Annotated in this window: 22 protein-coding genes; 14 read left to right on the forward strand and 8 right to left on the reverse strand. The window is 55.1% G+C overall.

Going from position 1 to position 24,019, the window contains the following annotated elements; all coding sequences use genetic code 11:
* Positions 1-9 precede the first annotated feature (9 nt).
* From MUU51_RS15185 to MUU51_RS15200, 4 genes are all read left to right on the forward strand, one after another.
* Positions 10-1,080, forward strand: coding sequence for an AI-2E family transporter (locus tag MUU51_RS15185; protein ID WP_159769907.1), 1,071 nt, complete (start codon positions 10-12; stop codon positions 1,078-1,080).
* Between the two features lie 46 nt (positions 1,081-1,126).
* Positions 1,127-2,308, forward strand: coding sequence for a sugar diacid recognition domain-containing protein (locus tag MUU51_RS15190; protein WP_258968060.1), 1,182 nt, complete (start codon positions 1,127-1,129; stop codon positions 2,306-2,308).
* 64 nt (positions 2,309-2,372) lie between these two features.
* Entirely contained in the window at positions 2,373-3,641 is a 1,269-nt protein-coding gene (locus MUU51_RS15195) for a GntP family permease (RefSeq protein WP_159769913.1), read from the forward strand.
* A gap of 5 nt (positions 3,642-3,646) precedes the next feature.
* Positions 3,647-4,789, forward strand: coding sequence for a glycerate kinase (locus tag MUU51_RS15200; RefSeq protein WP_159769916.1), 1,143 nt, complete (start codon positions 3,647-3,649; stop codon positions 4,787-4,789).
* A 113-nt stretch (positions 4,790-4,902) separates the two neighbouring features.
* Here the strand turns inward: MUU51_RS15200 and bcp are convergent, their stop codons facing one another.
* Together bcp and MUU51_RS15210 are read right to left on the reverse strand one after the other, a co-directional pair.
* The gene (gene bcp, locus MUU51_RS15205) at positions 4,903-5,373 is read right to left on the reverse strand and encodes a thioredoxin-dependent thiol peroxidase (protein WP_159769919.1); all 471 of its coding nucleotides are present in this window, start codon (positions 5,371-5,373) and stop codon (positions 4,903-4,905) included.
* The gene (locus MUU51_RS15210; protein WP_159769922.1) at positions 5,373-5,945 is read right to left on the reverse strand and encodes a glycine cleavage system transcriptional repressor; all 573 of its coding nucleotides are present in this window, start codon (positions 5,943-5,945) and stop codon (positions 5,373-5,375) included. The genes bcp and MUU51_RS15210 overlap by 1 nt, the downstream gene beginning before the upstream one ends.
* Positions 5,946-6,099: 154 nt before the next feature.
* On the opposite strand from MUU51_RS15210, the gene dapA reads away from it, so the two are divergent.
* From dapA to cspE, 7 genes are all read left to right on the forward strand, one after another.
* Entirely contained in the window at positions 6,100-6,978 is an 879-nt protein-coding gene (dapA, locus tag MUU51_RS15215) for a 4-hydroxy-tetrahydrodipicolinate synthase (protein ID WP_159769925.1), read from the forward strand.
* A 16-nt stretch (positions 6,979-6,994) separates the two neighbouring features.
* Entirely contained in the window at positions 6,995-8,026 is a 1,032-nt protein-coding gene (bamC, locus tag MUU51_RS15220; protein WP_159769928.1) for an outer membrane protein assembly factor BamC, read from the forward strand.
* 113 nt (positions 8,027-8,139) lie between these two features.
* Positions 8,140-8,853 (forward strand): phosphoribosylaminoimidazolesuccinocarboxamide synthase, encoded by a 714-nt coding sequence (purC, locus tag MUU51_RS15225; protein ID WP_110509023.1) that lies wholly within the window; start codon positions 8,140-8,142, stop codon positions 8,851-8,853.
* 162 nt (positions 8,854-9,015) lie between these two features.
* Positions 9,016-9,894, forward strand: coding sequence for a KPN_02809 family neutral zinc metallopeptidase (ypfJ, locus tag MUU51_RS15230; protein WP_258968061.1), 879 nt, complete (start codon positions 9,016-9,018; stop codon positions 9,892-9,894).
* 3 nt (positions 9,895-9,897) lie between these two features.
* The gene (locus MUU51_RS15235) at positions 9,898-11,901 is read left to right on the forward strand and encodes a tRNA(Met) cytidine acetyltransferase TmcA (RefSeq protein WP_258968062.1); all 2,004 of its coding nucleotides are present in this window, start codon (positions 9,898-9,900) and stop codon (positions 11,899-11,901) included.
* A 78-nt stretch (positions 11,902-11,979) separates the two neighbouring features.
* Positions 11,980-12,675 (forward strand): esterase, encoded by a 696-nt coding sequence (ypfH, locus tag MUU51_RS15240; RefSeq protein ID WP_258968063.1) that lies wholly within the window; start codon positions 11,980-11,982, stop codon positions 12,673-12,675.
* 333 nt (positions 12,676-13,008) lie between these two features.
* Positions 13,009-13,221, forward strand: a complete 213-nt coding sequence (cspE, locus tag MUU51_RS15245) for a transcription antiterminator/RNA stability regulator CspE (protein WP_022647355.1) — start codon at positions 13,009-13,011, stop codon at positions 13,219-13,221.
* A gap of 235 nt (positions 13,222-13,456) precedes the next feature.
* Here cspE and MUU51_RS15250 read toward each other — a convergent pair whose 3' ends face one another.
* The 3 genes from MUU51_RS15250 to MUU51_RS15260 are packed head-to-tail and all read right to left on the reverse strand — an operon-like array spanning position 13,457 to position 15,159.
* Entirely contained in the window at positions 13,457-13,648 is a 192-nt protein-coding gene (locus tag MUU51_RS15250; protein WP_110509031.1) for a YpfN family protein, read from the reverse strand.
* Positions 13,649-13,674: 26 nt separating this feature from the next.
* Positions 13,675-14,802 (reverse strand): succinyl-diaminopimelate desuccinylase, encoded by a 1,128-nt coding sequence (gene dapE / locus MUU51_RS15255; protein WP_110509033.1) that lies wholly within the window; start codon positions 14,800-14,802, stop codon positions 13,675-13,677.
* A 3-nt stretch (positions 14,803-14,805) separates the two neighbouring features.
* Entirely contained in the window at positions 14,806-15,159 is a 354-nt protein-coding gene (locus tag MUU51_RS15260; RefSeq protein ID WP_159769940.1) for an ArsC family reductase, read from the reverse strand.
* Between the two features lie 353 nt (positions 15,160-15,512).
* Here MUU51_RS15260 and ypfM point away from each other — a divergent pair, with 353 nt between their 5' ends.
* On the forward strand, positions 15,513-15,572 hold the full coding sequence (ypfM, locus tag MUU51_RS15265) for a protein YpfM (protein ID WP_087867655.1): 60 nt from the start codon (positions 15,513-15,515) through the stop codon (positions 15,570-15,572).
* A gap of 103 nt (positions 15,573-15,675) precedes the next feature.
* On the opposite strand, the gene acrD is transcribed toward ypfM, so the two are convergent.
* The gene (gene acrD / locus MUU51_RS15270; protein ID WP_258968064.1) at positions 15,676-18,789 is read right to left on the reverse strand and encodes a multidrug efflux RND transporter permease AcrD; all 3,114 of its coding nucleotides are present in this window, start codon (positions 18,787-18,789) and stop codon (positions 15,676-15,678) included.
* 218 nt (positions 18,790-19,007) lie between these two features.
* Here acrD and nudK point away from each other — a divergent pair, with 218 nt between their 5' ends.
* The gene (gene nudK, locus MUU51_RS15275) at positions 19,008-19,583 is read left to right on the forward strand and encodes a GDP-mannose pyrophosphatase NudK (RefSeq protein ID WP_159769946.1); all 576 of its coding nucleotides are present in this window, start codon (positions 19,008-19,010) and stop codon (positions 19,581-19,583) included.
* A gap of 76 nt (positions 19,584-19,659) precedes the next feature.
* A complete protein-coding gene (locus MUU51_RS15280) occupies positions 19,660-20,706 on the forward strand; it encodes a DUF1176 domain-containing protein (RefSeq protein WP_159769949.1) in 1,047 nt (348 codons plus the stop codon).
* A gap of 86 nt (positions 20,707-20,792) precedes the next feature.
* On the opposite strand, the gene tkt is transcribed toward MUU51_RS15280, so the two are convergent.
* Together tkt and tal are read right to left on the reverse strand one after the other, a co-directional pair.
* Entirely contained in the window at positions 20,793-22,787 is a 1,995-nt protein-coding gene (gene tkt / locus MUU51_RS15285) for a transketolase (RefSeq protein ID WP_258968065.1), read from the reverse strand.
* Positions 22,788-22,807: 20 nt separating this feature from the next.
* Positions 22,808-23,758 carry a transaldolase gene (gene tal, locus MUU51_RS15290; protein WP_159769955.1) on the reverse strand — a complete coding sequence of 317 codons (951 nt, stop codon included), beginning with the start codon at positions 23,756-23,758 and terminating at the stop codon, positions 22,808-22,810.
* Between the last annotated feature and the right edge of the window lie 261 nt (positions 23,759-24,019).

The raw sequence follows: 24,019 nt of genomic DNA on the forward strand, positions 1-24,019 counted from the left end.
GGTGTAGTTATGCTCGAAATGTTAATGCAGTGGTATCGTCGTCGTTTCAGCGACCCGGAAGCGATAGCGCTGCTGGTCATTCTGCTTGCCGGGTTCGGCATTCTCTTTTTCTTCAGCGGGCTGTTGGCGCCGCTTCTGGTCGCGATTGTCCTCGCGTATCTGCTCGAATGGCCTACCGTTCGCCTGGAGCGTATTGGTTGCTCGCGGCGCTGGGCAACGTCGATTGTACTGATTCTGTTCGTCGGTATTTTGCTGCTGATGGCCTTTGTGGTGATGCCGGTCGCCTGGCAGCAGGGAATCAACCTGATCCGCGATATGCCAGGCATGCTCAATAAACTGTCGGATTATGCCGCCACCTTGCCACGCCGCTATCCGGCGCTGGTGGATGCCGGGATCATTGATGCGATGGCGGAAAACCTGCGCACCCGGATGTCAGGGATGGGCGACTCAGTGGTGAAATATTCGCTGGCCTCGCTGGTGGGGCTGCTGACGCTGGCGGTGTATCTGGTGCTGGTGCCGCTGATGGTCTTTTTCCTCGTTAAGGATAAAGAGCAAATGCTCAACGCCGTTCGCCGCGTGCTGCCACGCAATCGCGGGCTGGCAGGCCAGGTGTGGATGGAGATGAATCAGCAAATCACCAATTACATTCGCGGCAAAGTGCTGGAGATGATTGTTGTCGGCGTCGCTACCTGGATTGGCTTCCTGCTGTTCGGGCTCAACTATTCACTGCTGTTGGCGGTGCTGGTTGGCGTGTCGGTGCTGATTCCGTATATCGGCGCATTTGTGGTGACCATTCCGGTAGTGTGTGTGGCGTTGTTCCAGTTTGGGTTGGGGACGGAGTTCTGGAGTCTGTTCGCTGTGTACCTGATTATTCAGGGGCTGGATGGCAATTTACTGGTGCCGGTGCTGTTCTCCGAAGCGGTGAATCTGCATCCGCTGGTGATCATTCTGTCGGTGGTGATTTTCGGCGGCCTGTGGGGATTCTGGGGCGTGTTCTTCGCGATTCCGCTGGCGACGCTGATCAAAGCGGTGGTCCATGCCTGGCCGGACAGTCCGGCAATAGTTGACGAAGCGGAGTGAATATCAAGAGGCAGCATTCGCAACCATCAGGGAGCGGGCTATCACAATGTTGAGAAACCATTATTTAAAGGATTACACCGCGCAGCAGATAGTCCAGCGTGCGATGAAAATCATCCCTTACTCGGTCAATGTGATGGACGAGCAGGGGGTGATTATCGCATCCGGAGAGCCTGCGCGTATTCATCAGCGCCATGAAGGGGCGATCCTGGCGCTGAAAGAGAATCGGGTGGTGGAGATTGATTCTGCCACCGCCAACCAGCTCAAGGGCGTACGGCCAGGCATTAATCTCCCTATTTCGTTCAACGGGCAGCTGATTGGCGTGCTCGGTATCACCGGCGAGCCGAATAAGGTCCGGGCCTACGCCGAACTGGTGAAAATGGCCTCTGAGCTTATCATTGAGCACATGGCGCTGATTGAGCAGAAACAGTGGGATAAGCGCTATCGTGAAGAGTTGATCAACAAACTGATCCAGGCGGAAAATTCGCCGGAATCTCTGCATTCGATGGCCTCCTATCTGGGGATCGACCTGGCCCAGCCACGGGTGGTGATGGTTATCGAACTGCGCCAACCAGACCGCGAGGCGCTGCGCAATCTGATGGACTATTTCGAAAACAGCGCCCGCGACCATCTGGTGACCTTCACCAGTTTCAATGAACTTATCATCATCAAGCCGATTGTGCTGAAGGGCGGTGAATGGGATGTGCGCCAGGAGATGAGTGCGCTGCAACGTTTTAAATCCTGGGCCACATCGTCTGGTTTTAGCCGCATTATCATCGGTGGTTATTTCCCTGGAGAAACCGGACTGCATCGCTCGCTGCAGTCGGCCCGGGCGACTCAGGCGCTGGTGAAGCGACAGAAGATAAAAAGCCAGTATGTTTTCTATCACGATTACGCGCTGCCTGCGCTGCTGGGCGGCGTGTCGGAAAGCTGGCAGGTGCAGGAGTTGTCACGCCTGTGGCTGCATCTGGTTGAAAACGATGCCAAAGGCGTTTTGCAGCACACCCTTCGCACATGGTTTGAACAGAACTGTGACCTTACTCAAACCGCCAATACTCTGCACATTCACGTCAATACGCTGCGCTATCGCCTTCAGCGCTGTGAGGATATTACGCATATAAAAATCAATGAGTTGAAAAATATGCTCTGGCTGTATATCGGCATGGAGCTGCAGCGTGAATCTGTTGGATCCCACAATTTAACCCCCGCGACAGGGGCGAAAGTTTGTTAGAACCTCCAGTCCAAATGGCGACGTAATTTTCCATACTGCGTCGTCACTTAATGGAGCGCAACGTATGACGTCGATATCCGCATTAGGAGCCATAGCCGCACTGGTTGTGGCCATCATTTTGATTCTTAAAAAAGTTTCCCCCGCCTACGGAATGATGGTCGGGGCGTTGATCGGTGGCCTGGTGGGCGGTGCAGATTTGCTGCAAACGGTGACCCTGATGGTCACCGGCGCGCAGGGCATTACCAACGCCGTGCTGCGTATTCTGGCCGCCGGGGTGCTGGCGGGCGTGCTGATTGAATCCGGCGCGGCGAACACCATCGCAGAAACGGTGGTGAAAAAGGTCGGCGAAACCCGGGCGCTGCTGGCGCTGGCGATTGCCACGATGTGCCTGACGGCGGTCGGCGTATTCGTTGACGTGGCGGTGATCACCGTGGCACCGATTGCCTTGTCGATTGCCCGTCGCGCAAAGCTTTCGAAAACCGCGATTTTGCTGGCGATGATCGGCGGCGGTAAGGCCGGTAACGTAATGTCGCCGAACCCGAACGCCATTGCCGCTGCTGATAACTTCCACGTTCCACTGACGTCGGTGATGCTCGCTGGCGTGATCCCCGGTCTGTTTGGCCTGGCGCTGGCGTATTTCCTGGCAAAACGTTTGAGCAAAAAGGGCAGTCCGGTCACGGAAGAGGAAGTGATTTCCCATGGCGATACTACCGGGCAGCCAGGATTCATGGTGTCAATCAGCGCCCCGCTGGTGGCGATTGTGCTGCTGTCGCTGAGACCGATTGCCGGGATTGCTATCGACCCACTGATTGCCTTACCTCTCGGTGGGCTGGTGGGCGCGCTGTTGATGGGCCGCATTAAAGAGAGCAATCACTTTATGACAGCCGGGCTGACGCGGATGGCGCCCGTCGCCATCATGCTGCTGGGCACCGGGACGCTAGCGGGAATAATCGCCAATTCTGAACTGAAAGATGTGCTGATTCATGGCCTGACGGCGTCGGGTCTGCCGGCCTATCTACTGGCACCGATTTCCGGGTCCATAATGTCAATGGCGACCGCCTCGACGACGGCCGGCACCGCGGTGGCCTCAGGCGTGTTTGCGCCGACGCTGCTGGAGCTGGGCGTTTCCGCTCTGGCCGGTGCGGCGATGATTCACGCCGGTGCCACGGTACTCGATCACCTTCCGCATGGCAGTTTCTTCCATGCCACTGGCGGCAGTGTCAGCATGATCATTCGCGAACGTTTAAAGCTGATGCCGTATGAAACGCTGGTCGGTCTGGCCATCACTGTTGTCTCGACCCTGATGTTTGGCGTATTTGGACTCGCAGGATAATCCGTATGAAAATCGTAATTGCACCTGATTCATTCAAGGAAAGTTTGTCAGCGATGGCGGTAGCGACCGCTATTGAACAGGGATTTCGCCAGATTTACCCAGATGCACAATACGTCAAAGTGCCGATGGCCGATGGCGGAGAAGGCACGGTGGAATCGATGGTGGAAGCGAGCGGCGGCAGCTACCAGACTCAGCAGGTTATCGGGCCATTGGGCCAGCCGGTGCTGGCGCGCTGGGGCCTGATGGGTGATGGCGAAACGGCGATCGTTGAAATGGCGTCAGCGTCGGGCCTGCATCATGTGCCTGCGGCGCAGCGTAATCCGTTACAGACCACCAGCTATGGCACCGGGGAGCTGATTCTTGCGGCGCTGGAGTGCGGCGTAGCGCGCATTATTCTGGGGATTGGCGGCAGTGCCACCAACGATGGCGGCGCAGGGATGATGCAGGCGTTAGGTGCCCGCTTGCGTGATGCTCAAGGCCATGATCTGGCGCACCGCGGCGGCGCGCTAAGCGAGCTTGCCAGCATCGACCTGAGCGGCTGTCATCCAAAACTAAAAGAGGTGACCATCACCGTTGCCTGCGATGTGAATAATCCACTCTGTGGTCCGCAGGGCGCGTCGGCGATTTTTGGCCCGCAAAAAGGGGCGACGCCGGAAATAATTGAAACGCTGGACGCTGCGCTGGCTCACTGGGGCGCACTTATCCAACAGCTGACCGGGCGCGAGGTGCTCAATGCGGCAGGCGCCGGTGCGGCAGGTGGCATGGGTAGTGCGCTGCTGGGGCTGCTAAATGCCCAATTGCGCGCGGGTGTGGACATCGTGGTAGAGGCGCTCAAACTCGAGCAGACGGTGAAAGACGCGGATCTGGTGATTACCGGGGAAGGGCGACTCGACAGCCAGAGTATCTTTGGTAAAACACCGATTGGTGTGGCGCGGGTGGCAAAGCTGCACCATAAACCGGTTATCGCGCTGGCGGGGGGGCTGAAAAGCTGTCACGAGGTGGTGTACGAACACGGAATTGATGCGGCGTTTTCGATTCTGACTCAGGTGGTGACGCTGCCGGAAGCACTGGATGCGGCGGAAGAAAACTTGCGGGTAACGGCGCGCAACGTGGCGTCGGTGTGGAAAATGGCGCAGAAGGGAAGCTAAGAAAAGAGTGCCCGGTAACGTGAGTCAGCCGGGCACTTTATAACGCAATGTCTTACGCGTTCTTTTTCAGATCTGTAGGCCCGATAAGCGTCAGTGCATCGGACACATTGTTATCAGGCGTTCTCTTTCAGCCAGTTCAGCACCACGTCGTGGTGATTGCTGGTTTTGAAGTCGTCGAACACGTGCTGGACTTTGCCGTCGCCGTCGATCAGGAAGCTGATGCGGTGAATGCCGTCGTAGGTTTTGCCCATGAAGGTTTTCTCGCCCCAGATACCAAACTGTTCGCAGACCTGATGGTCTTCGTCAGAGAGCAGGGTAAAATTCAGCAGTTCTTTTTCAGCGAAACGGGAGAGCTTTTCCGGTTTATCCGTACTGATACCCAGCACGTCGACACCCGCTTTTTTTAACTCGTCCATATTGTCGCGTAAGCCGCAGGCCTGCACGGTGCAGCCAGGCGTCATGGCTTTCGGATAGAAATAAACCAGAACACGCTGTCCCTGGAAGTCGGTTAAATTTACTTGCTCACCGTCTTGATCGGGCAAGCTAAATTTCGGTGCGATGTCACCGGCTTTCAGTGGGGTCATTACGAAACTCCATCTTGTTCATCATGCTGTGAATAATTGACGATGTTTATACTGCCTTGCGCTTTCAGTTCTGTACACAGGTCTTTAAACGCTTGTTCGATCTTTGCCACATTTTGCGATGCCGGACTGTGAGCCGTCACCTGAATAAACAGCAGCGGAGAAGCCGCATTGTCACCGGGCTGAGTACGGGAAACCAGCTCGGCGATATTCATGCCGTGCGAGTCTAATAGCCCGGTAAACCGCTCAATGATATGTGGTGAATCAGACACTTCAACCTGTACCACCACGGTCAAAGGCTGCGCCCGACGCGGCTGCGCCGAGGTGCGCTTCATCACAATCAGTAAGTCCAGTTCCGCCCCTTTTAATGGCAACGTCGATTCAATCAGGGTAATGGCATTCCAGGTGCCGGAGAGCAGCATAATAAATGTAAATTCATCGCCGAGCATCGCCAGACGGCTGTCCTCAATATTACAGCCACAGCTACTGACGTGACGCGTGATGGTGTTTACGATGCCAGGGCGATCGGCACCCAGAGCAGTAATCACCAAATAGTGATGTAGGGAGGCTGTCAAACCTGTTCTTCCTGTGAAAAGGGGAGGTTGTGACTAGGAAAGCATAAAAAAAACCGGCATACAACATCCTGAGTGCCTCCGGTCTCTTGCTTTTATAACAGGACCAAACGTACCATTGAGGCTCTTGTCCGCACATCAGCACTGAGGATGGCCCATGTTCACGGGAAGTATTGTAGCGCTTGTCACGCCGATGGATGAAAACGGTCAGGTCGACCGCTCCAGCCTGAAAAAACTGATTGATTACCATGTCGCCAGCGGAACCTCGGCGATTGTTTCGGTAGGAACTACCGGTGAGTCTGCCACCCTGAGCCACGATGAGCACGGCGATGTGGTGATGATGACTGTCGAACTCGCCGATGGCCGTATCCCGGTGATTGCAGGCACGGGGGCAAATGCCACCGCAGAGGCCATCAGCCTGACCCAGCGCTTCAATAACAGCGGTATCGTCGGTTGCCTGACGGTCACGCCGTACTACAACCGTCCGACTCAGGAAGGTCTGTTCCAGCATTTCAAAGCGATTGCCGAACATACTGATTTGCCACAAATTCTGTATAATGTGCCGTCCCGTACCGGTTGCGATATGCTGCCGGAAACCGTGGGACGCCTGGCAGAAATCAAAAATATTATCGCTATTAAGGAAGCCACAGGGAACTTAAGTCGCGTTCACCAGATCAAAGAGCTGGTTTCTGATGACTTTATTCTGCTGAGTGGTGATGACGCCACTGCGCTCGACTTCATGCAGCTCGGTGGTCACGGTGTGATTTCCGTGACGACTAACGTAGCCGCGCGCGAAATGGCAGAAATGTGTAAACTGGCCGCCGACGGGTGCTTTGCACAAGCCCGTGCGATTAACCAGCGTCTGATGCCGTTGCACTATAAATTATTTGTCGAACCCAATCCTATCCCGGTTAAATGGGCTTGTAAGGAATTGGGTCTTGTGGCGACCGATACGCTGCGCTTGCCAATGACCCCGATCACTGCCCATGGCCGTGACGAGGTGGCATCCGCGCTGAAGCATGCCGGTTTGCTGTAAAGTTTAGGGAGATTTGATGGCTTACTCAGTACAGAAGTCGCAGCTGGCGAAAGTTGCGGGTGTTTCGCTTGTTCTGCTCCTCGCAGCCTGTAGCTCAGATTCGCGCTACAAGCGCCAGGTGAGCGGTGATGAAGCCTATCTGGAAGCGCCGCCGCTTTCTGAACTTCATGCACCGGCCGGTATGATCCTGCCGGTCGAAAATGGCGAATATAACATCCCTGTGGCCCGCGGTGACGGCGCTACGGGTAAAGCACTGGACATTCGTCCGCCTGCACAGCCGTTAGCTCTGGTTTCAGGTGCGCGCACCCAGTTTACGGGTGACACCGCCACGCTGATGGTCGAAAGTGGCCGTAGCGGAAATCTGTGGCCGCAGGTTGTGAGCATCGTTCAGGATAAAAACTATACCATCGACAAGCGCGATGATGCGACGCAGACGCTGACCACAGATTGGGTCCAATGGAACCGTCTGGACGAAGATCAGCAGTACCGTGGCCGCTATCAGGTCTCTGTTAAACCGCAGGGCTATCAACAAGCCGTGGTGGTGAAACTGCTGAACCTGGAACAGGCTGGCAAACCGGTTGCTGATGCTGCATCCATGCAGCGTTACAGCGCTGAAATGCTGAATGTGATTTCTGCAGGTCTGGATAAGAACGCGATCAGTGCACAAAACGCCGCGCAGAGCCGCGACGGTGCAACCTTCGACGTACAGAGCGCGGCAGATGATACTGGCCTGCCAATGCTGGTCGTACGTGGTCCGTTCAACCAGGTGTGGCAGAAACTCCCGGCCGCGCTGGAAAAAGCAGGCATGAAAGTGACTGACAGCACCCGTTCGCAGGGCAGCATCAATGTCACCTACAAACCGCTTTCTGACAGCAGCTGGCGTGATCTTGGCGCAAGTGACCCGGGCTTGAGTTCTGGTGACTACAAGCTCCAGGTTGGCGACCTCGATAACCGCAGCAGCATGCAGTTCATCGATCCGAAAGGACATACGCTGACCCAGTCGCAGAACGACGCGCTGGTAGCCGTATTCCAGGCAGCATTTAAGTAAGAAATAAAAGGGCTGGAGCAATCCAGCCCTTTTTTCTGTTATTATACGCAAACGTGTGCGTCGGCAGAAAAGCCCGATTTTAATGTCTAATTTCCTACCCGGAGTATTGAAAGATGCAAAAGCAAGCTGAGTTGTATCGCGGCAAAGCGAAAACCGTTTACAGCACGGAAAACCCGGACCTGTTGGTGCTCGAATTCCGCAACGATACGTCAGCAGGTGATGGAGCGCGTATCGAACAGTTCGATCGTAAGGGAATGGTGAACAACAAGTTTAACCATTTCATTATGAGTAAACTTGAAGAAGCGGGCATTCCGACCCAGATGGAGCAGCTGCTGTCCGATACCGAGTGTCTGGTCAAAAAACTCGATATGGTGCCGGTAGAATGCGTTATTCGTAACCGCGCAGCGGGTTCGCTGGTGAAGCGTTTGGGCATTGAAGAAGGCATCGAACTGAATCCGCCGTTGTTCGATCTGTTCCTGAAAAACGACGAAATGCACGACCCGATGATTAACGAATCCTACTGCGAAACCTTCGGGTGGGTGAACCGCGAAAATCTGGCCACCATGCGTGAGCTGACCTACAAAGCGAACGACGTACTGACAAAGTTGTTTGATGACGCGGGTCTTATCCTGGTCGATTTCAAACTTGAGTTCGGTTTGTTCAATGGCAAAGTGGTGCTGGGCGATGAATTCTCGCCAGACGGTAGCCGTCTGTGGGATAAAAACACCATGGATAAAATGGATAAAGACCGTTTCCGCCAAAGCCTCGGCGGCCTGATTGAAGCCTACGAAGAAGTGGCGCGTCGTTTAGGGGTTCAGCTCGACTAACCCGAGATGCGAATAGATTGCCCGGTGTCGCTTATGCTTTCCGGGCCTGAAACTAAGAGGATGCTTGTCATCCTCTTTTGATATCTGCTTTGTTAACTATGGTAATCCTGCCTTTAACCGCCTACGATCACTGTATCAGGAACATGAAATACAGAGGTTGTTATGCGTTGGCAAGGTCGTCGCGAGAGCGATAATGTGGAAGACAGGCGAAACGATTCCGGCGGAATGTCCCCAATCGGCGGTCGTGGTGGTTTTCGTCTCCCGAGAGGCAAAGGCGGCATCATTCTGCTGATTGTCGTGGTGGTCGCGGGCTATTACGGCGTTGACCTTACCGGGATGCTCACCGGCCAGCCGATGGTTCAACAGCAATCAGCACAGCGTTCTATCAGCCCAAATGACGACGAAGCGGCCAAATTTACCTCCGTTATTCTCGCCACTACCGAAGACACCTGGGGACAGATTTTCCAGAAAATGGGCAATCAATATCAGCAGCCTAAACTGGTGATGTACCGTGGTGCGACGCGTACCGGTTGCGGTACCGGTCAGTCAGTGATGGGGCCGTTTTACTGCCCGGCGGACAGCACTGTTTATATCGATCTCTCTTTCTACGATGACATGAAAAACAAGCTCGGCGCTGATGGCGATTTTGCCCAGGGCTACGTGATAGCGCATGAAGTCGGGCACCACGTACAGAAACTGCTCGGCATCGAGCCGCAAGTGCGCCAGATGCAGCAGAATGCGTCCAAAGCTGAGGTAAACCGTTTGTCGGTGAAAATGGAATTGCAGGCAGACTGCTTCGCGGGTGTCTGGGGTCACAGCATGCAGCAGCAGGGCGTACTGGAAGCAGGAGATGTTCAGGAAGCGCTGAACGCTGCCGAAGCGATTGGCGATGATCGTCTGCAACAGCAAAGCCAGGGCCGGGTGGTACCGGACAGCTTCACTCACGGGACATCGCAGCAGCGCTATAGCTGGTTCAAACGCGGCTTTGACAGCGGCGATCCGGCCCAGTGCAACACCTTCGGTAAAACCGCGCTCAACTAACGCATGTCTGACATGGACGCCATTCTTGCGCAGTGCGCAAACATGAAAGCGCAAGGCATTCGCCGCCTGCTGGTCCTGAGCGGCGAGGCCGACTGGATCTACCAGCAGGCTTTGCGTCTGCGTGAACGGTTGGGCGGTGACGGGGTGTTTATCTCACCTCAGCTTCAACCGGAACCTTACTGCGCGCCCTCGGCGCTGAAAACTCTGCTCGGGCGTGAGTTCGAACACGCCTTTTTTGATGCCCGCCGTGGTTTTGACGTCGCCGCTTTCGCGGCGCTGGCAGGCACGCTAAAAGCCGGAAGCTGGCTGGTGCTTCTTGTCCCAACACTCCAGCACTGGCCGACACTGACGGACGACGACTCCGTGCGCTGGAGCGACAGCTCCGAGCCCATCTCTACGCCGCATTTCGTCGGCCATTTTTGCCGCGTGTTGCAACGCGACGCAGAAGCACTGCTCTGGCAACAACATCTCCCGTTTACACTGCCCGATTATCGCCCGCGCCCGCAATGGCATGCCGCGAATGGCGAACCGCAGGCTGAGCAGGCGGAGATCCTCACCGCGCTGAAAACCTTGCCGCCGGGCGTAGCGGCAGTGACCGCCGAACGCGGTCGTGGGAAATCAGCCTTGGCTGGAATGCTGCTGAAAACGCTGCCCGCGCGCGCCGCCATCGTAACGGCTCCTGCCAAATCGGCCACCGACGTGCTGGCGTATTTCGCCGGAGAACATTTCCGGTTTATGGCGCCTGATGCGCTGCTGGCCTTAGATGAACAGGCACAATGGCTGATTGTCGATGAGGCTGCCGCCATTCCTGGCCCGCTGTTAGAGCGGCTGGTGAGCCATTATCCACATACATTGTTGACTACAACCGTGCAGGGCTACGAAGGCACCGGGCGTGGTTTTATGCTTAAGTTTTGCGCTCGTTTCCCGCATCTGGCCGCATTCACACTGAATCAGCCGGTGCGTTGGGCAAGTGGCTGTCCGCTGGAAGCCTTCATCATCGACGCACTGCTTTTTGATGATTCGCTTCCCGCGCTGCTCGCGCCAGACACCGTCCAGCTTCAACGCGTTGAACAAACGGCGTGGGAAAGTGAGTCGGAACAGCTTTCCGCCATGTACCGGCTGCTTTCTGCCGCGCATTATCGGACATCTCCCCTCGATTTACGCCGCATGATGGATGCCCCCGGGCAGCATTTTATTGCCGCACGTGAAGGCGAAACGCTGACCGGTGCGCTGTGGCTGGTGGAGGAGGGCGGATTGAGCCCGGAACTGAGTCAGGCGGTGTGGGCCGGTTTTCGTCGCCCGCGCGGTAATTTGGTGGCGCAATCACTGGCGGCACACGGCGGTAGCCCGCAGGCCGCAACGCTCAGGAGTCAGCGTATCAGTCGCATCGCCATTCATCCGCAACGGCAACGGCAGGGTATGGGCCAGCGGATGATTGCGGGCGTCATCGCGCAGATCAACAACTACGATTATCTCTCTGTAAGCTTCGGTTTTACCGATGAACTTTGGCGCTTCTGGCAGCGCTGCGGTTTTCTGCTGGTGCGATTGGGTACGCATCGGGAAGCCAGCAGCGGTTGTTACACCGCGATGGCCATTTACCCGCTGAGTGCGGCAGGCCATCAGCTTGTAGAGCGTGAGCAGAGCCGCTTCGCACGCGATGCATACTGGCTGGCGCAATGGCGTGATGATGGTGGTCAGGCCGCAAATCAGCCGTCAGAGGCTATTCTTACAGATGATGACTGGCAGGAACTGGCCGGTTTTGCCTGGGCGCATCGTCCTTTAATGGCAGCGGTCGGTAGTCTTCAGCGCCTGCTCGCGGTGGCCACGCAACCCTTGCCTGCATTACGAAGCTCGTTGGCACAACAAAGCGACGCCACACCGGTTCAGAGTGGGCGCAAAGCGCTATTGGCGAAGCAGCGTCATGAGGCGGCAGATGCGCTGAAATGTCTCGACGTGCATCGCAGTGAGATGCTGGCGGAACAGGTGAAAAACCTGCAGTTTTTTTAACAAACTCATTCAGTTAAATGTCATGGTCATTCACGCCCAACGGCGTAGACTCCCCAGCAACAGACCAAGGAGAAAGCCATGAAACATGACCATTTTGTTGTGCAAAGTCCATCAGCCCCAGCCAAACAGCTGCTGCTGTTGTTTCATGGCGTGGGCGATAATCCGGTATCGATGGGGCAGATTGGCCGCTGGTTTGCGCCGCTGTTTCCAGACGCACTGATTGTCAGCGTCGGTGGCGTTGAGCCTTGTGGCCCAAACGGTCGCCAGTGGTTTTCCGTACAGGGCGTGACGGAAGAAAACCGTCAGCAGCGCATTGATGCCATTATGCCGACCTTCATCGACATTGTGCGCCACTGGCAGAAAGAGAGCGGCGTTGGCCCGCTGGCCACGGCGCTGATCGGTTTCTCCCAGGGCACGATAATGTCGCTCGAAAGCACCAAAGCTGCACCGGGTCTGGCATCACGCGTCATCGCTTTCAACGGACGATTTGCCACGCTGCCGACCAGCGCCAGCACCGCGACCACAGTGCATTTGATTCACGGCGGTGAAGACAGGGTAATTGATTTGGCCCATGCGGTGGCGGCTCAGGAAGCCTTGATTGAAGCGGGTGGGGACGTCACACTGGATATTGTGGACGACCTGGGGCACGCCATTGACGATCGCAGCATCCAGTTTGCGCTTGATCATCTGCGCTACACTGTGCCGAAACACTATTTTGACGAAGCGCTCAGCGGCGGTAAACCGCAGGACGACGACATCATCGAATTGCTGTAATCTCCGCGCTTAAGCCCTTGATGCTCCAGTGTATAACTGGAGCGCATCCCTCTGTTTTGAACCTGAAATGAGCAGCCATACAGCCATCTGGCTATTTAAGCGGTTAAAATAAAAAGACATAAAAGTTGCTATATTAATTTCCCTGTGTCTTAATGGCGTCCTTGGTTTGGAACACAGACCTTATGAAAGCAGTTTTAGTAAAGCAGTCCTCAGTTCAGGTGTTATCAATAGATATTGCCCTTCATGAGCCGCCTCCTAAGTGCTAAGTAAGTAGCTCTCTCATTACAGGCCATCATCGCCGCATTTAGTGGCTCAATAATTAAGGAAATATCTATGTCTAATAAAATGACTGGTTTAGTAAAATGGTTCAACGCTGATAAAGGTTTCGGCTTCATCACTCCTGACGACGGCAGCAAAGATGTATTCGTACATTTCTCTGCAATCCAGAGCGATAACTTCAAAACTCTTGATGAAGGCCAGAAAGTATCCTTCACCATCGAGAACGGCGCTAAAGGCCCAGCAGCTGGTAACGTTTCCCCGCTGTAAGTCTTGCTGATTATCAGTAGCCATTACAACAGCGATGAAGACAATTGTCTGAGCAGTTAATTAAGAGCTACTGATAAAGAATAAACCCGCCGAGTGCGGGTTTTTTATTGCCTGAATTTCGGGTAGTAATTTGCATGTCTGGCGGGTCTGCAGGGATTGTAGGCCTGCTAAGCGCAGCGCCAGCAGGCACAATATCCAGCTCAATAAAAAAGCGCCCATCGGGCGCTTTTCTTGTTTAAGGTTTTTTCTTCGGCCACTCATCATCGTCGTCCCACTTATCGTTGAAATCACGATGCGGGGGAAGGTCCGGCTTGTTCGCCATATACTTCTTCGGGTCGACGCGCTTGAGATCTTTGATGACGTTAAGAATCACGCCCAACAAAAACACCAGCACCAGGATCCACCAATATTTAGCCAGCCAGTCCATGCCTGATACCTCTTTGAGTAATGCCGCTACGCGACAAGTTGTTCCATGATCCGCTGATACATTCGGGCGAGAAGCTGCAGGTCGGCGGCGTTAACGCATTCATTGATTTTATGAATGGTGGCATTTACCGGCCCCAGCTCCACGACCTGAGCGCCCATCCGGGCGATAAAGCGTCCGTCTGAGGTACCGCCTGTGGTCAGCAGCTGTGGTTTAATTTCATTATAGTGCTCAATGGCGTTCACTACCGCATCGACCAACTTTCCGCGACCGGTGAGGAACGGCTGCCCGGAGAGCCACCAGTCCACGCTGTAGCGCAGTTGGTGTTTTTCCAGCAGAGCGATAACGCGCTCTTTGATCATCGTGTCGGTCAGTTCGGTGCTGAAGCGAAAATTGAACTGCACCACCAGATCGCCAGGGATCACGTTATTGCTGCCGGTTCCGGCATTAATATTCGCAATCTGCATGCTGGTCTGTGGGAAGTATTCGTTGCCCTGATCCCACTCGATCTGCACCAGCTCATTGAGCATCGGTGCTGCGCGATGGACCGGGTTATCGGCCAGATGCGGATACGCCACGTGACCCTGTACGCCATGAATGGTCAGGTTGCAGGTGAGCGAGCCGCGACGGCCATTTTTTACCACGTCGCCCACGACTTCGGTACTGGATGGTTCGCCGACCAGACAGTAATCGAGACGTTCGTTACGCGCCATCAGCGCTTCAACCACTTTGACGGTACCGTGCGTTGCGCTGGCTTCCTCATCGGACGTTATCAGGAACGCCAGACGACCTTTGTGGTTCGGATGCTGGGCGACAAAACGCTCGGCAGCGACAACCATCGCCGCGAGCGAGCCTTTCATATCAGCCGCACCGCGACCGAACAGCATTCCGTCACGGATAGTCGGCTCGAACGGTGGATTAATCCAGCGATCGGCATCGCCCGCAGGCACCACGTCGGTGTGACCAGCAAAGGCGAGGGTTTCACCTTTCCCGCGCCACGCCCAGAAGTTCTGCGTGTCGCCGAAGTCCATCGCTTCAACGGTAAAACCAATCGCGCGCAGGCGCTCAATCATCAGCGCCTGGCAACCCGCATCATCGGGGCTAAGGGAAGGGCGGCGAATAAGCTGCTGAGCCAGCTCAATGACCGGGCATGACATACACTACACCTCGTTATACGTCTGGTAACTGGAATCACTAAAACCCAGCAGCATAGGCTGACCGGGCGCGCAGAGCAATGGGCGTTTGATGATTGCTGGCATTTCCAGCATCAACGCGGCGGCAGAATCCGCATTTGTGATACTGGCGCGAACAGATTCATCCAGCTTGCGCCAGGTGGTGCCACGGGTATTCAGCAGCGCTTCCCAGCCCAGTTCGGCGATAAATTTGTCGAGTAACGCGCGGTCAAGACCGTCCGCCCGGTAGTCGTGAAAACGGTATTCGAGCTGGTGGTCATCCAGCCAACGGCGTGCCTTCTTGATAGTGTCGCAGTTTTTTATCCCGTACATCGTTATCATGTTTAATCCTTTTGCGTTGAAACAGGTAAATCGCTCAGATTTTTCGAATAATGAAAATCGGTTGTGGATCATACGTGAAATATTTATACGACCCTACTTATCCCTAAGCTAAATATCAACCCGGAATAATTGAATAGATTTTCACCGGAAGCGCATAATATTGTGAAATCATGCGGAAGTCGTGTTGTTTCAAAATATTGCAGTAAGTCACATTAAATAAATGGGTATCAGTCATAGTATTGTTAAGCCCCGTAATACGGAGGCTTAGGGCAGTTATCGCAGCGATGGGGTATCCCATCTTCACAACTCCAGGCTATTTTCGTACACTAACGATAATAATAAGAGAGGTTGTTATGATCGAACATGAACTGGGAAACTGGAAAGATTTTATCGAAGATATGCTTCGTAAATAATTCCGTTGTGGGTAATGCGCTAACTGTTTGTCCGTTGTGCCACACCGCAGAAATGATAAAAAAGGCGACCCGATACGGTCGCCTTTTTTGTGGGTTGTTCAGTTTATTGCGGCTTCTCTTTCAGCGGGAAGCGGCGACGCACCAGCACGAAGAACAGCGGTACAAAGAAGATGGCCAGTATGGTTGCGGAGATCATCCCGCCCATCACGCCAGTACCGACCGCGTGCTGGCTACCAGAGCCTGCGCCAGTGCTGGTTGCCATCGGCAGTACGCCAAAGATGAAGGCCAGCGAGGTCATCAGAATGGGGCGCAGACGCTGGCGACAGGCATGCAGCGTGGCTTCCAGCAAATCCTGCCCTTTCTCATTCATCTCGTTGGCAAACTCGACGATAAGAATGGCGTTCTTCGCCGACAGCCCGATAACCGTCAACAGGCCGACCTGGAAGTACACGTCGTTTTCAAGCCCGCGCATCCAGGTAGCGAGTAGCGCGCCGATCACCCCGAGCGGCACCACCAGCATTACCGAGAACGGCACCGACCAGCTCTCATACAGCGCCGCCAGACACAGGAACACCACCAGCAGCGAAATCGCATACAGGGCAGGGGCCTGCGCACCGGAGAGACGCTCCTGATAGGACATTGCCGTCCACTCCAGGCCAAAGCCCGTCGGAAGCTGACTCACCAGTTTTTCCATCACGTCCATCGCGGTACCGGTACTGACACCCGGTGCGGCTTCACCGACGATTTCCAGCGCGGAATAACCGTTGTAACGCTCCAGGCGCGGAGAGCCTGTTTCCCAGCGCGAGGTGGCGAAGGCCGAGAACGGCACCATGCCGCCCTCGCTGTTGCGCACATACCAGTAATTAATGTCGTCCGGCAACATACGATACGGTGCGGCGGACTGGACGTACACCTTCTTGGTACGGCCACGGTCCATAAAGTCGTTGACGTAATCTGACCCCCACGCGGTTTGCATGGTGTCGTTAATGTCATCTATCGACACTCCAAGCGCCTGCGCTTTACGCTGATCGATATCGATTTGCAGCTGCGGGCTGTCGTCGAGACCGTTGTGGCGCACGCGGGTTAAGTCCGGTTCATTACTGGCTAAATCCAGCAGCTTATCGCGCGCCGCCATCAAGGCATCATGCCCGAGGCCTGCGTGGTCCTGAAGCTCCATATCGAAGCCCGCCGAGCTGCCGAGACCGCTGATTGCCGCCGGGCTGTTGGCAAACACCCGTGCTTCGTTAATTTTATTAAACGCTTTAGTGGCACGTTCGATAATGGCAAACGAGGTGCCGGTTTTGGTGTCACGATCGTCCCAGTCTTTCAGACGGATAAACATACGCGCGACGTTCTGCCCGTTGCCGCCCGGGCCGGAACCAATGGTGGCAAAAATCGACGCGATGTTGGTCTGCTCATTTTTGAAGAAGTAATCTTCAACCTTTTCCACTACTTTCAGCGTCTGCTGCTGCGTGGAGCCGCTTGGCAACTGGATGGAAGTCAGGAACATGCCGCGGTCTTCCTGCGGCAGGAAGGAGGTCGGGAGTTTGAGGAACAGGAACACCATGCCGCCGAGCAGCAGCACGTAAATCAGGATCCAGCGCAGGCTGCGGTGCAGAATTTTGCCGACGCGAGTTTCATAGCGCTGTGCGCTCTTATCGAACATCCGGTTAAACCAGCCGAAGAAGCCCCTTTGCCCGTGATGTTCGCCTTTGTGCAGCGGTTTGAGCAGCGTGGCGCATAGGGCCGGGGTGAGGATCATCGCTACCAGCACCGACAGCACCATCGCCGATACAATCGTTATCGAGAACTGACGATAAATCGCGCCGGTGGTCCCGCCGAAGAAGGCCATCGGGATAAACACCGCCGACAGCACCATCGCGATGCCGACCAGCGCACCCTGAATTTGTCCCATCGATTTTCGCGTCGCTTCCCGGGGCGAAAGCCCTTCGGAGCTCATGATTCGTTCGACGTTTTCCACCACCACGATGGCGTCATCCACCAGCAGGCCGATGGCCAACACCATGGCGAACATCGTTAGCGTGTTTATCGAATAGCCAAACGAGTACAGGATAGCGAAGGTTCCCATCAGGACGACGGGCACGGCAATGGTCGGAATAAGCGTGGCACGGAAGTTTTGCAGGAACAGGTACATCACCAGGAACACCAGGGCGATCGCTTCCAGCAGCGTTTTCACGACATCGTGAATTGAGGCTTTAACGAACGACGTGGTCTCGTAGGCAATCTTATATTCCAGCCCGTGCGGGAAGTAGTGCGACAGCTCATCGAGGCGAGCCAGCGTGGCTTCGGCGGTCTGCATTTCGTTGGCGCCGGATGCCAGCTGAATACCTAAACCGGACGCCGGTTTGCGGTTGTAGCGGCTCAGATAATCGTAGTTTTCCGCGCCGAGTTCGACTTTCGCCACGTCGCCAAGGGTGACCAGCGAGCCATCTTTATTGACCCGTAACGTGATATCGCGGAACTGCTGCGGTGTTTGCAACAGCGATTGGGCATTAACCGTCGCGTTCAGGGCCTGCTTATCGACCGACGGTGTACCGCCTAACTGGCCGACCGCCACCTGGGCGTTCTGCGAACTGACCGCGTCGGTCACATCCTGAGTCGTCAACTGGTAGCTGTTGAGCTTCGCCGGATCAAGCCAGATGCGCATGGAATACTGTGAGCCATAGGCAGAAATGTTCCCCACACCGTTCACACGGCTTAGAGGCTCCTGAACGTTACTGGCGACATAGTCGGCGATATCCTGTTTATCCATGCTGCCGTCCGTCGAGACGAAGGCGATGGTCAGAATGTTAGTATCCCCGGTTTTACGCACGGTCACGCCCTGATCCTGCACCGCCTGCGGCAGTTTTTTCAGCGCCGACTGCAGCTGGTTTTGCACCTGCTGCATCGCTTCGTTCGGATCGGTTCCGGCGGTAAATGTGATGGTGACGGTCGCTTGCCCGGCAGCACTGCTCTGGGAGGACATGTACATCATGTTGTCGAGCCCGGTCATGTTCTGCTCGATAACCTGGGTGACAGTATTCTCCAGGGTTTGCGCTGATGCTCCCGGATAGTTGGCGGTGATACGCACGTTAGGTGGTGCTAAATCGGGATATTGCTCAACAGGCAGTGATAAAATCGCCAGCGTCCCTGTCAGACACAACAGGATAGCCAGTACCCAGGCAAAAATGGGGCGATCAATAAAGAAATTCGCCATCGGAATCAGGACCTCATTACACGTATTTTTTTGTTATTACAGGCTTTGAACACTGTAGCGGCAAGGCCTGAACGAAACGTGGAGAAATTAAGGAGATAGTGTAAATTATCATGCCGCTTTCATGCATAATCATACATAACTCCATGTAAACATGCGTAACGACAAACCGCGCCACGACGGGTAGACTTGAAAACGAATTCTGACGCTGTGGAGCCGTAATGTCATTCAATATCGAAATCATCAAAGACAAAGTCCTGTCGGAAAATTACTTCGTATTGCGCAATATCACCTACGATTTGACGCGCAAGGATGGGGAAGTGGTGCGCCATAAACGCGAAGTCTACGATCGCGGTAACGGAGCCACCATTCTGCTTTATAGCCCGCCTAAGCAAACCGTGGTGCTGGTGCGCCAGTTCCGTGTCGCGACGTGGGTCAATGGCAATGCCGACGGCAGGCTGATTGAAACCTGCGCCGGGTTGCTTGATGACGATGATCCGGAAACCTGTATCCGTAAAGAAGCGGTAGAGGAAACCGGCTATCAGGTGGGCGAGGTCCGCAAAGTCTTCGAACTGTACATGTCGCCGGGCGGTGTAACCGAACTGGTCCATTTCTTTATCGCCGAATACCACGACAACCTGCGTGCTAACGCGGGAGGCGGTGTGGAAGATGAAGACATCGACGTGCTGGAAATGCCTTTCGAACGCGCGCTGGCGATGGTCAAAAGCGGTGAAATTCGTGACGGCAAAGCGGTTATCCTGCTTCAATATCTGCAAAACGCCGGTTTAATGGACTAATCTGATTGAGTAAAAGGTGGTCGCCAGGGGAGGATACGCCGCACTAATTGACGTTTTTTTCTTCTGGGGTCATCTCGTGTCTTTTCGTCTGCTTTTTCTTTTGTTGCTGGCCGGGTTACCGTCGACGCTGACGTGGGCGGCGCCTGTGCAACAGGAATTCAGCGACTGGCAGGTGACCTGCAATAATCAGAATTTCTGCATAACGCGTAATATTGGCTTACACCACGGGCTGGTGATGTCGCTGACGCGCAGCGCGGGTGCGCACAATGATTCGACCCTGCGCATCGAGCTGGGTGGCCCGGAAAACCAACTGCCCAAAATTCCCCCTATCGCCCCACGTTTGCTGCTGGACGGCTCGCCGTTAAAACTGGCCGGTGAACGCTGGCAGATTACGCCGTGGCATCTCAGCACTGGCGACAGTCCAGCCATCAACACTTTCCTCCAGCATATTCAGGATGGACAGGCGCTAACGCTTGAAAAAGGCACGCAGAGCATCTCTTTGCAGGGACTGAAAGCGGCGCTGCTGTTTATTGACGATCAGCAAAAGCGCGTCGGCAGTGAAACTGCGTGGATTGGCAAAGGCGATGAGCCACCGCTGAGTGTGCCGCCCGCTCCGGCACTGAAAACGGTGAAAAAAGTGAATCCGACGCCGACACCGTTCAGTCGCGAAGAGTTTAACGATCTGCTCGATTATGGTACCTGGCGCATGAATAACAGCCAGTGCTCGCTGGATCCCCTACGGCGCGAAGTGTGGGTTACACCGCTCACCGACGATAAAGCGCTGCTGATGCTGACCTGTGAATCGGGGGCCTACAACACCATTTATCGTGCGTGGCTTGTCTCGCGACAGAAGCCTTTTGTCGCACAGCCCATAAGGCTGCGCCTGCCGTTTTTGCCGCAGGAAAGTGACGAGCGTGAAATCGAACTGGTCAATCTGACCTTTAATGATAAAACGCGTGAGCTGGAGACGCTCGATAAGGGGCGCGGTCAGGGCGACTGCGGCGTACAAACGCGTTGGCGTTATGACGGCCAGCGCTTTCGTCTGGTTCGCTATGCCGGACAACCGGCCTGCGATAACTGGCAGGGGCCAGATGCCTGGCCCACGTTGTGGATAACAAGATAGTCTTATCGCCTGATGGCGACGCTGTGCGCCTTATCAGGTCTACACTTTGGTAGGCCCGATAAGCACGCGTCATCGGGCATTTCTCTCTACTTATGCATAACCTTCTTCGCTTTCTCGACAACGTTCTCCACCGTAAAGCCAAAGAACGGGAACAGCTTCTCGGCGGGCGCTGATTCGCCATAGGTAGTCATGCCGACAATCGCCCCTTTCAGGCCCACGTATTTGTACCAGTAATCCGCAATCCCGGCTTCGACCGCCACGCGAGCGGAGACGTCCGACGGCAATACGGATTCACGATACGTCTCATCCTGCTTATCAAACACATCGGTAGAGGGCAGGGAAACCACCCGCACGCTATGCCCATCAGCCACCAGTTTTTCCGCTGCCAGCACGGTGATTTCCAGTTCTGACCCCGTCGCAATCAGGATAAGGTCCGGCTTGCCGCCCGAGTCTTTCAGCACATAGCCGCCGCGGGCAATGGCTTTCACCTGGTCCGGCGAGCGTTCGATTTGTGCCAGATTCTGTCGGGACAAGATCAACGCCGTTGGGCCGTCGTGGCGTTCAATGGCGGCTTTCCACGCCACTGCCGTTTCTACCTGATCGCAAGGACGCCAGGTGCTGAAGTTTGGCGTCAGGCGCAGGCTGGCAAGCTGTTCAACCGCCTGGTGCGTCGGGCCGTCTTCCCCAAGGCCGATCGAGTCATGGGTGTACACCATAATTTGTCGCGCCTTCATCAGCGCCGCCATACGCGCAGCGTTGCGGGCGTATTCCACGAACATCAGGAAGGTCGCGGTGTAGGGCAAAAAGCCGCCATGATGGGCGATACCGTTGGCGATGGCGGTCATACCGAATTCGCGCACGCCGTAGTGAATGTAATTCCCGGCCGGATCCTCTTTTAGTGAAACCGATTCTTTCCAGATAGTCAGGTTACTCGGCGCAAGGTCAGCCGAACCGCCTAACAGCTCTTTCAGATATGGGCCATAAACGTTAAGCGTATTTTGCGATGCCTTACGGGTGGCTATCTTCGCCGGTTCCGACTGCAATTTCTCAATATACTTTTGAGTCACGTTCTGCCAGTTATCCGGCAGTTTGCCACTCATGCGGCGCTCGAATTCTGCCGCCAGATCTGGGTGTGCCTTTTTATACGCCGCAAGTTTATCATTCCAGCTGCGCTGGGCTTTTTCACCTTTCTCGCGTGCGTCCCAGCCCTGATAAATCTCTTTCGGAATGTCAAACGCCGGGTACTTCCAGCCTAACTGTTTGCGCGCCAGCGCCACTTCTTCTTCTCCGAGCGCCGAGCCGTGCGACTCCTCTTTCCCGGCTTTATTTGGCGAGCCAAAACCAATCACCGTCTTACAGATAATCAGCGACGGTTTGTCCTTCACGCTTTGCGCTTCGATGATCGCTTTTTTCACCGCCTCCGGGTCGTGCCCATCGATTTCATGCACCACGTGCCAGTGATAGGCCTCGAACCGTTTAGCGGTATCATCGGTAAACCAGCCTTCGGTATGACCGTCAATCGAGATGCCGTTGTGATCGTAAAAGCCGATAAGTTTGCCGAGGCCCAACGTTCCGGCCAGCGAACAGGCTTCGTGCGAAATGCCTTCCATTAGACAGCCATCGCCCATAAACACATAGGTATAGTGATCGACGATGTCGTGGTCCGGCTGGTTAAACTGCGCCGCCAGCGTGCGCTCGGAAATCGCCATCCCGACGGCGTTCGCCAGCCCCTGACCGAGCGGGCCGGTGGTGGTTTCGATGCCCGGTGTGTAGCCCAGTTCCGGGTGTCCCGGCGTTTTGGAATGCAGCTGACGGAAGTTTTTCAGCTCATCCATCGGCAGGTCGTAACCGGTCAGGTGCAGCAGGCTGTATTGCAGCATCGAGGCGTGACCGTTGGATAAAATAAAACGGTCTCGATCGTACCAGTGCGGGTCGGTCGGGTTGTGCTTGAGGAAATCATTCCACAGAACTTCGGCAATATCCGCCATCCCCATTGGGGCACCCGGGTGGCCGGAATTGGCTTTCTGCACAGCGTCCATACTCAGGGCGCGGATTGCGTTGGCTAGCTCTCTTCGGGACATAGCATTCTCCGTGGCAAAAGTTACAGTTTGGCGGCGAGTAAATCTTCCAGCTTGCGCTGATCAACGGCGAACAGTCGAATACCTTCCGCCAGTTTGTCCACCGCCATCGGGTCCTGATTATGCTCCCAGCGGAACTGCGCTTCGGTGAGCGGGGCCGGGCGGTTGAAGAATTGTGCGGCCGGAATGAGTTTGCGGGTAACCGCTTCGTCTTTTTCCTGCAGCTCCTTCAGCAGTGGCGGGGCGATGGTCAAGCGGTCGCAGCCAGCCAGCGCCAGAATTTGCTCCGTGCGGCGGAAACTTGCACCCATCACTACCGTGTTGTAGCGGTGCTGTTTGAAGTAATCGTAGATATTACGCACCGACTTCACGCCCGGATCTTCTTCCACGACGTACGGGTCCATTGGCTCGCGTTGCTGATACCAGTCGTAAATGCGCCCGACGAACGGAGAAATCAGGAACACGCCCGCTTCGGCGCAGGCGCGGGCCTGAGCGAAGGAAAATAGCAGCGTCAGATTGCAGTGAATACCTTCTTTCTCCAACACCTCGGCGGCGCGGATGCCTTCCCAGGTCGAAGCCAGTTTGATCAGAATTCGGGATTTATCCACACCCTGATCGGCATACAGCTGCACCAAATGTCGCGCTTTGGCGATGCTTTTGTCTTTATCAAACGATAGCCGGGCGTCCACTTCGGTGGAAACGCGTCCGGGGATGCTTTTCAGAATTTCTGCACCGAAATTAACCGCCAGTTTGTCGCAGGCATCGATAACCTGCTGTTCGCGGCTGCTGCCCTGCTTTTTGGCAAACGCCACCGCGTCGTCAATCAGATGTGTGTAGTGTTCGAGGCCTGCGGCTTTCAGCAACAGGGAAGGGTTAGTGGTGGCATCTTCCGGCTGATAATGGCGGATGGATTCGATATCGCCGCTGTCGGCGACCACCGTGGTGAACTTCTTGATACCGTCTAGCTGGTTCATGAAAAGAGACTCCTTAAAAAGCAAAGTGTTATACGAAGGCTCTCGCTCGCACTTCGGGGGAATTCAGGTCATGCCTAACTCAAAAGCATAGCAGACGGGCTCGCCTTGGTTTACGACACTGCTTAACGGGAGTGTTAAAAATTAATAACAAAATTGCGTTTTTGATGACGAGAGTATGGCAGCCTTCAAAGTTTACGAGACCGTGAAAGGGGATACTCACGGGTTAGCACCGGGAACACATATCTCCTAATTCTGTGACGT

Origin of the sequence: Scandinavium manionii, assembly GCF_024764775.1 — a bacterium.
GTDB lineage: Bacteria > Pseudomonadota > Gammaproteobacteria > Enterobacterales > Enterobacteriaceae > Scandinavium > Scandinavium manionii.

Bases quoted from the DNA above. Each gene is read 5' to 3' on its own strand.
- MUU51_RS15185 (WP_159769907.1), top strand. From the start codon at position 10: ATGCTCGAAATGTTAATGCAGTGGTATCGTCGTCGTTTCAGCGACCCG.
- MUU51_RS15190 (WP_258968060.1), top strand. From the start codon at position 1,127: ATGTTGAGAAACCATTATTTAAAGGATTACACCGCGCAGCAGATAGTC.
- MUU51_RS15195 (WP_159769913.1), top strand. From the start codon at position 2,373: ATGACGTCGATATCCGCATTAGGAGCCATAGCCGCACTGGTTGTGGCC.
- MUU51_RS15200 (WP_159769916.1), top strand. From the start codon at position 3,647: ATGAAAATCGTAATTGCACCTGATTCATTCAAGGAAAGTTTGTCAGCG.
- bcp (WP_159769919.1), bottom strand. From the start codon at position 5,373: ATGACCCCACTGAAAGCCGGTGACATCGCACCGAAATTTAGCTTGCCC.
- dapA (WP_159769925.1), top strand. From the start codon at position 6,100: ATGTTCACGGGAAGTATTGTAGCGCTTGTCACGCCGATGGATGAAAAC.
- bamC (WP_159769928.1), top strand. From the start codon at position 6,995: ATGGCTTACTCAGTACAGAAGTCGCAGCTGGCGAAAGTTGCGGGTGTT.
- purC (WP_110509023.1), top strand. From the start codon at position 8,140: ATGCAAAAGCAAGCTGAGTTGTATCGCGGCAAAGCGAAAACCGTTTAC.
- ypfJ (WP_258968061.1), top strand. From the start codon at position 9,016: ATGCGTTGGCAAGGTCGTCGCGAGAGCGATAATGTGGAAGACAGGCGA.
- MUU51_RS15235 (WP_258968062.1), top strand. From the start codon at position 9,898: ATGTCTGACATGGACGCCATTCTTGCGCAGTGCGCAAACATGAAAGCG.
- ypfH (WP_258968063.1), top strand. From the start codon at position 11,980: ATGAAACATGACCATTTTGTTGTGCAAAGTCCATCAGCCCCAGCCAAA.
- cspE (WP_022647355.1), top strand. From the start codon at position 13,009: ATGTCTAATAAAATGACTGGTTTAGTAAAATGGTTCAACGCTGATAAA.
- MUU51_RS15250 (WP_110509031.1), bottom strand. From the start codon at position 13,648: ATGGACTGGCTGGCTAAATATTGGTGGATCCTGGTGCTGGTGTTTTTG.
- dapE (WP_110509033.1), bottom strand. From the start codon at position 14,802: ATGTCATGCCCGGTCATTGAGCTGGCTCAGCAGCTTATTCGCCGCCCT.
- MUU51_RS15260 (WP_159769940.1), bottom strand. From the start codon at position 15,159: ATGATAACGATGTACGGGATAAAAAACTGCGACACTATCAAGAAGGCA.
- acrD (WP_258968064.1), bottom strand. From the start codon at position 18,789: ATGGCGAATTTCTTTATTGATCGCCCCATTTTTGCCTGGGTACTGGCT.
- nudK (WP_159769946.1), top strand. From the start codon at position 19,008: ATGTCATTCAATATCGAAATCATCAAAGACAAAGTCCTGTCGGAAAAT.
- tkt (WP_258968065.1), bottom strand. From the start codon at position 22,787: ATGTCCCGAAGAGAGCTAGCCAACGCAATCCGCGCCCTGAGTATGGAC.
- tal (WP_159769955.1), bottom strand. From the start codon at position 23,758: ATGAACCAGCTAGACGGTATCAAGAAGTTCACCACGGTGGTCGCCGAC.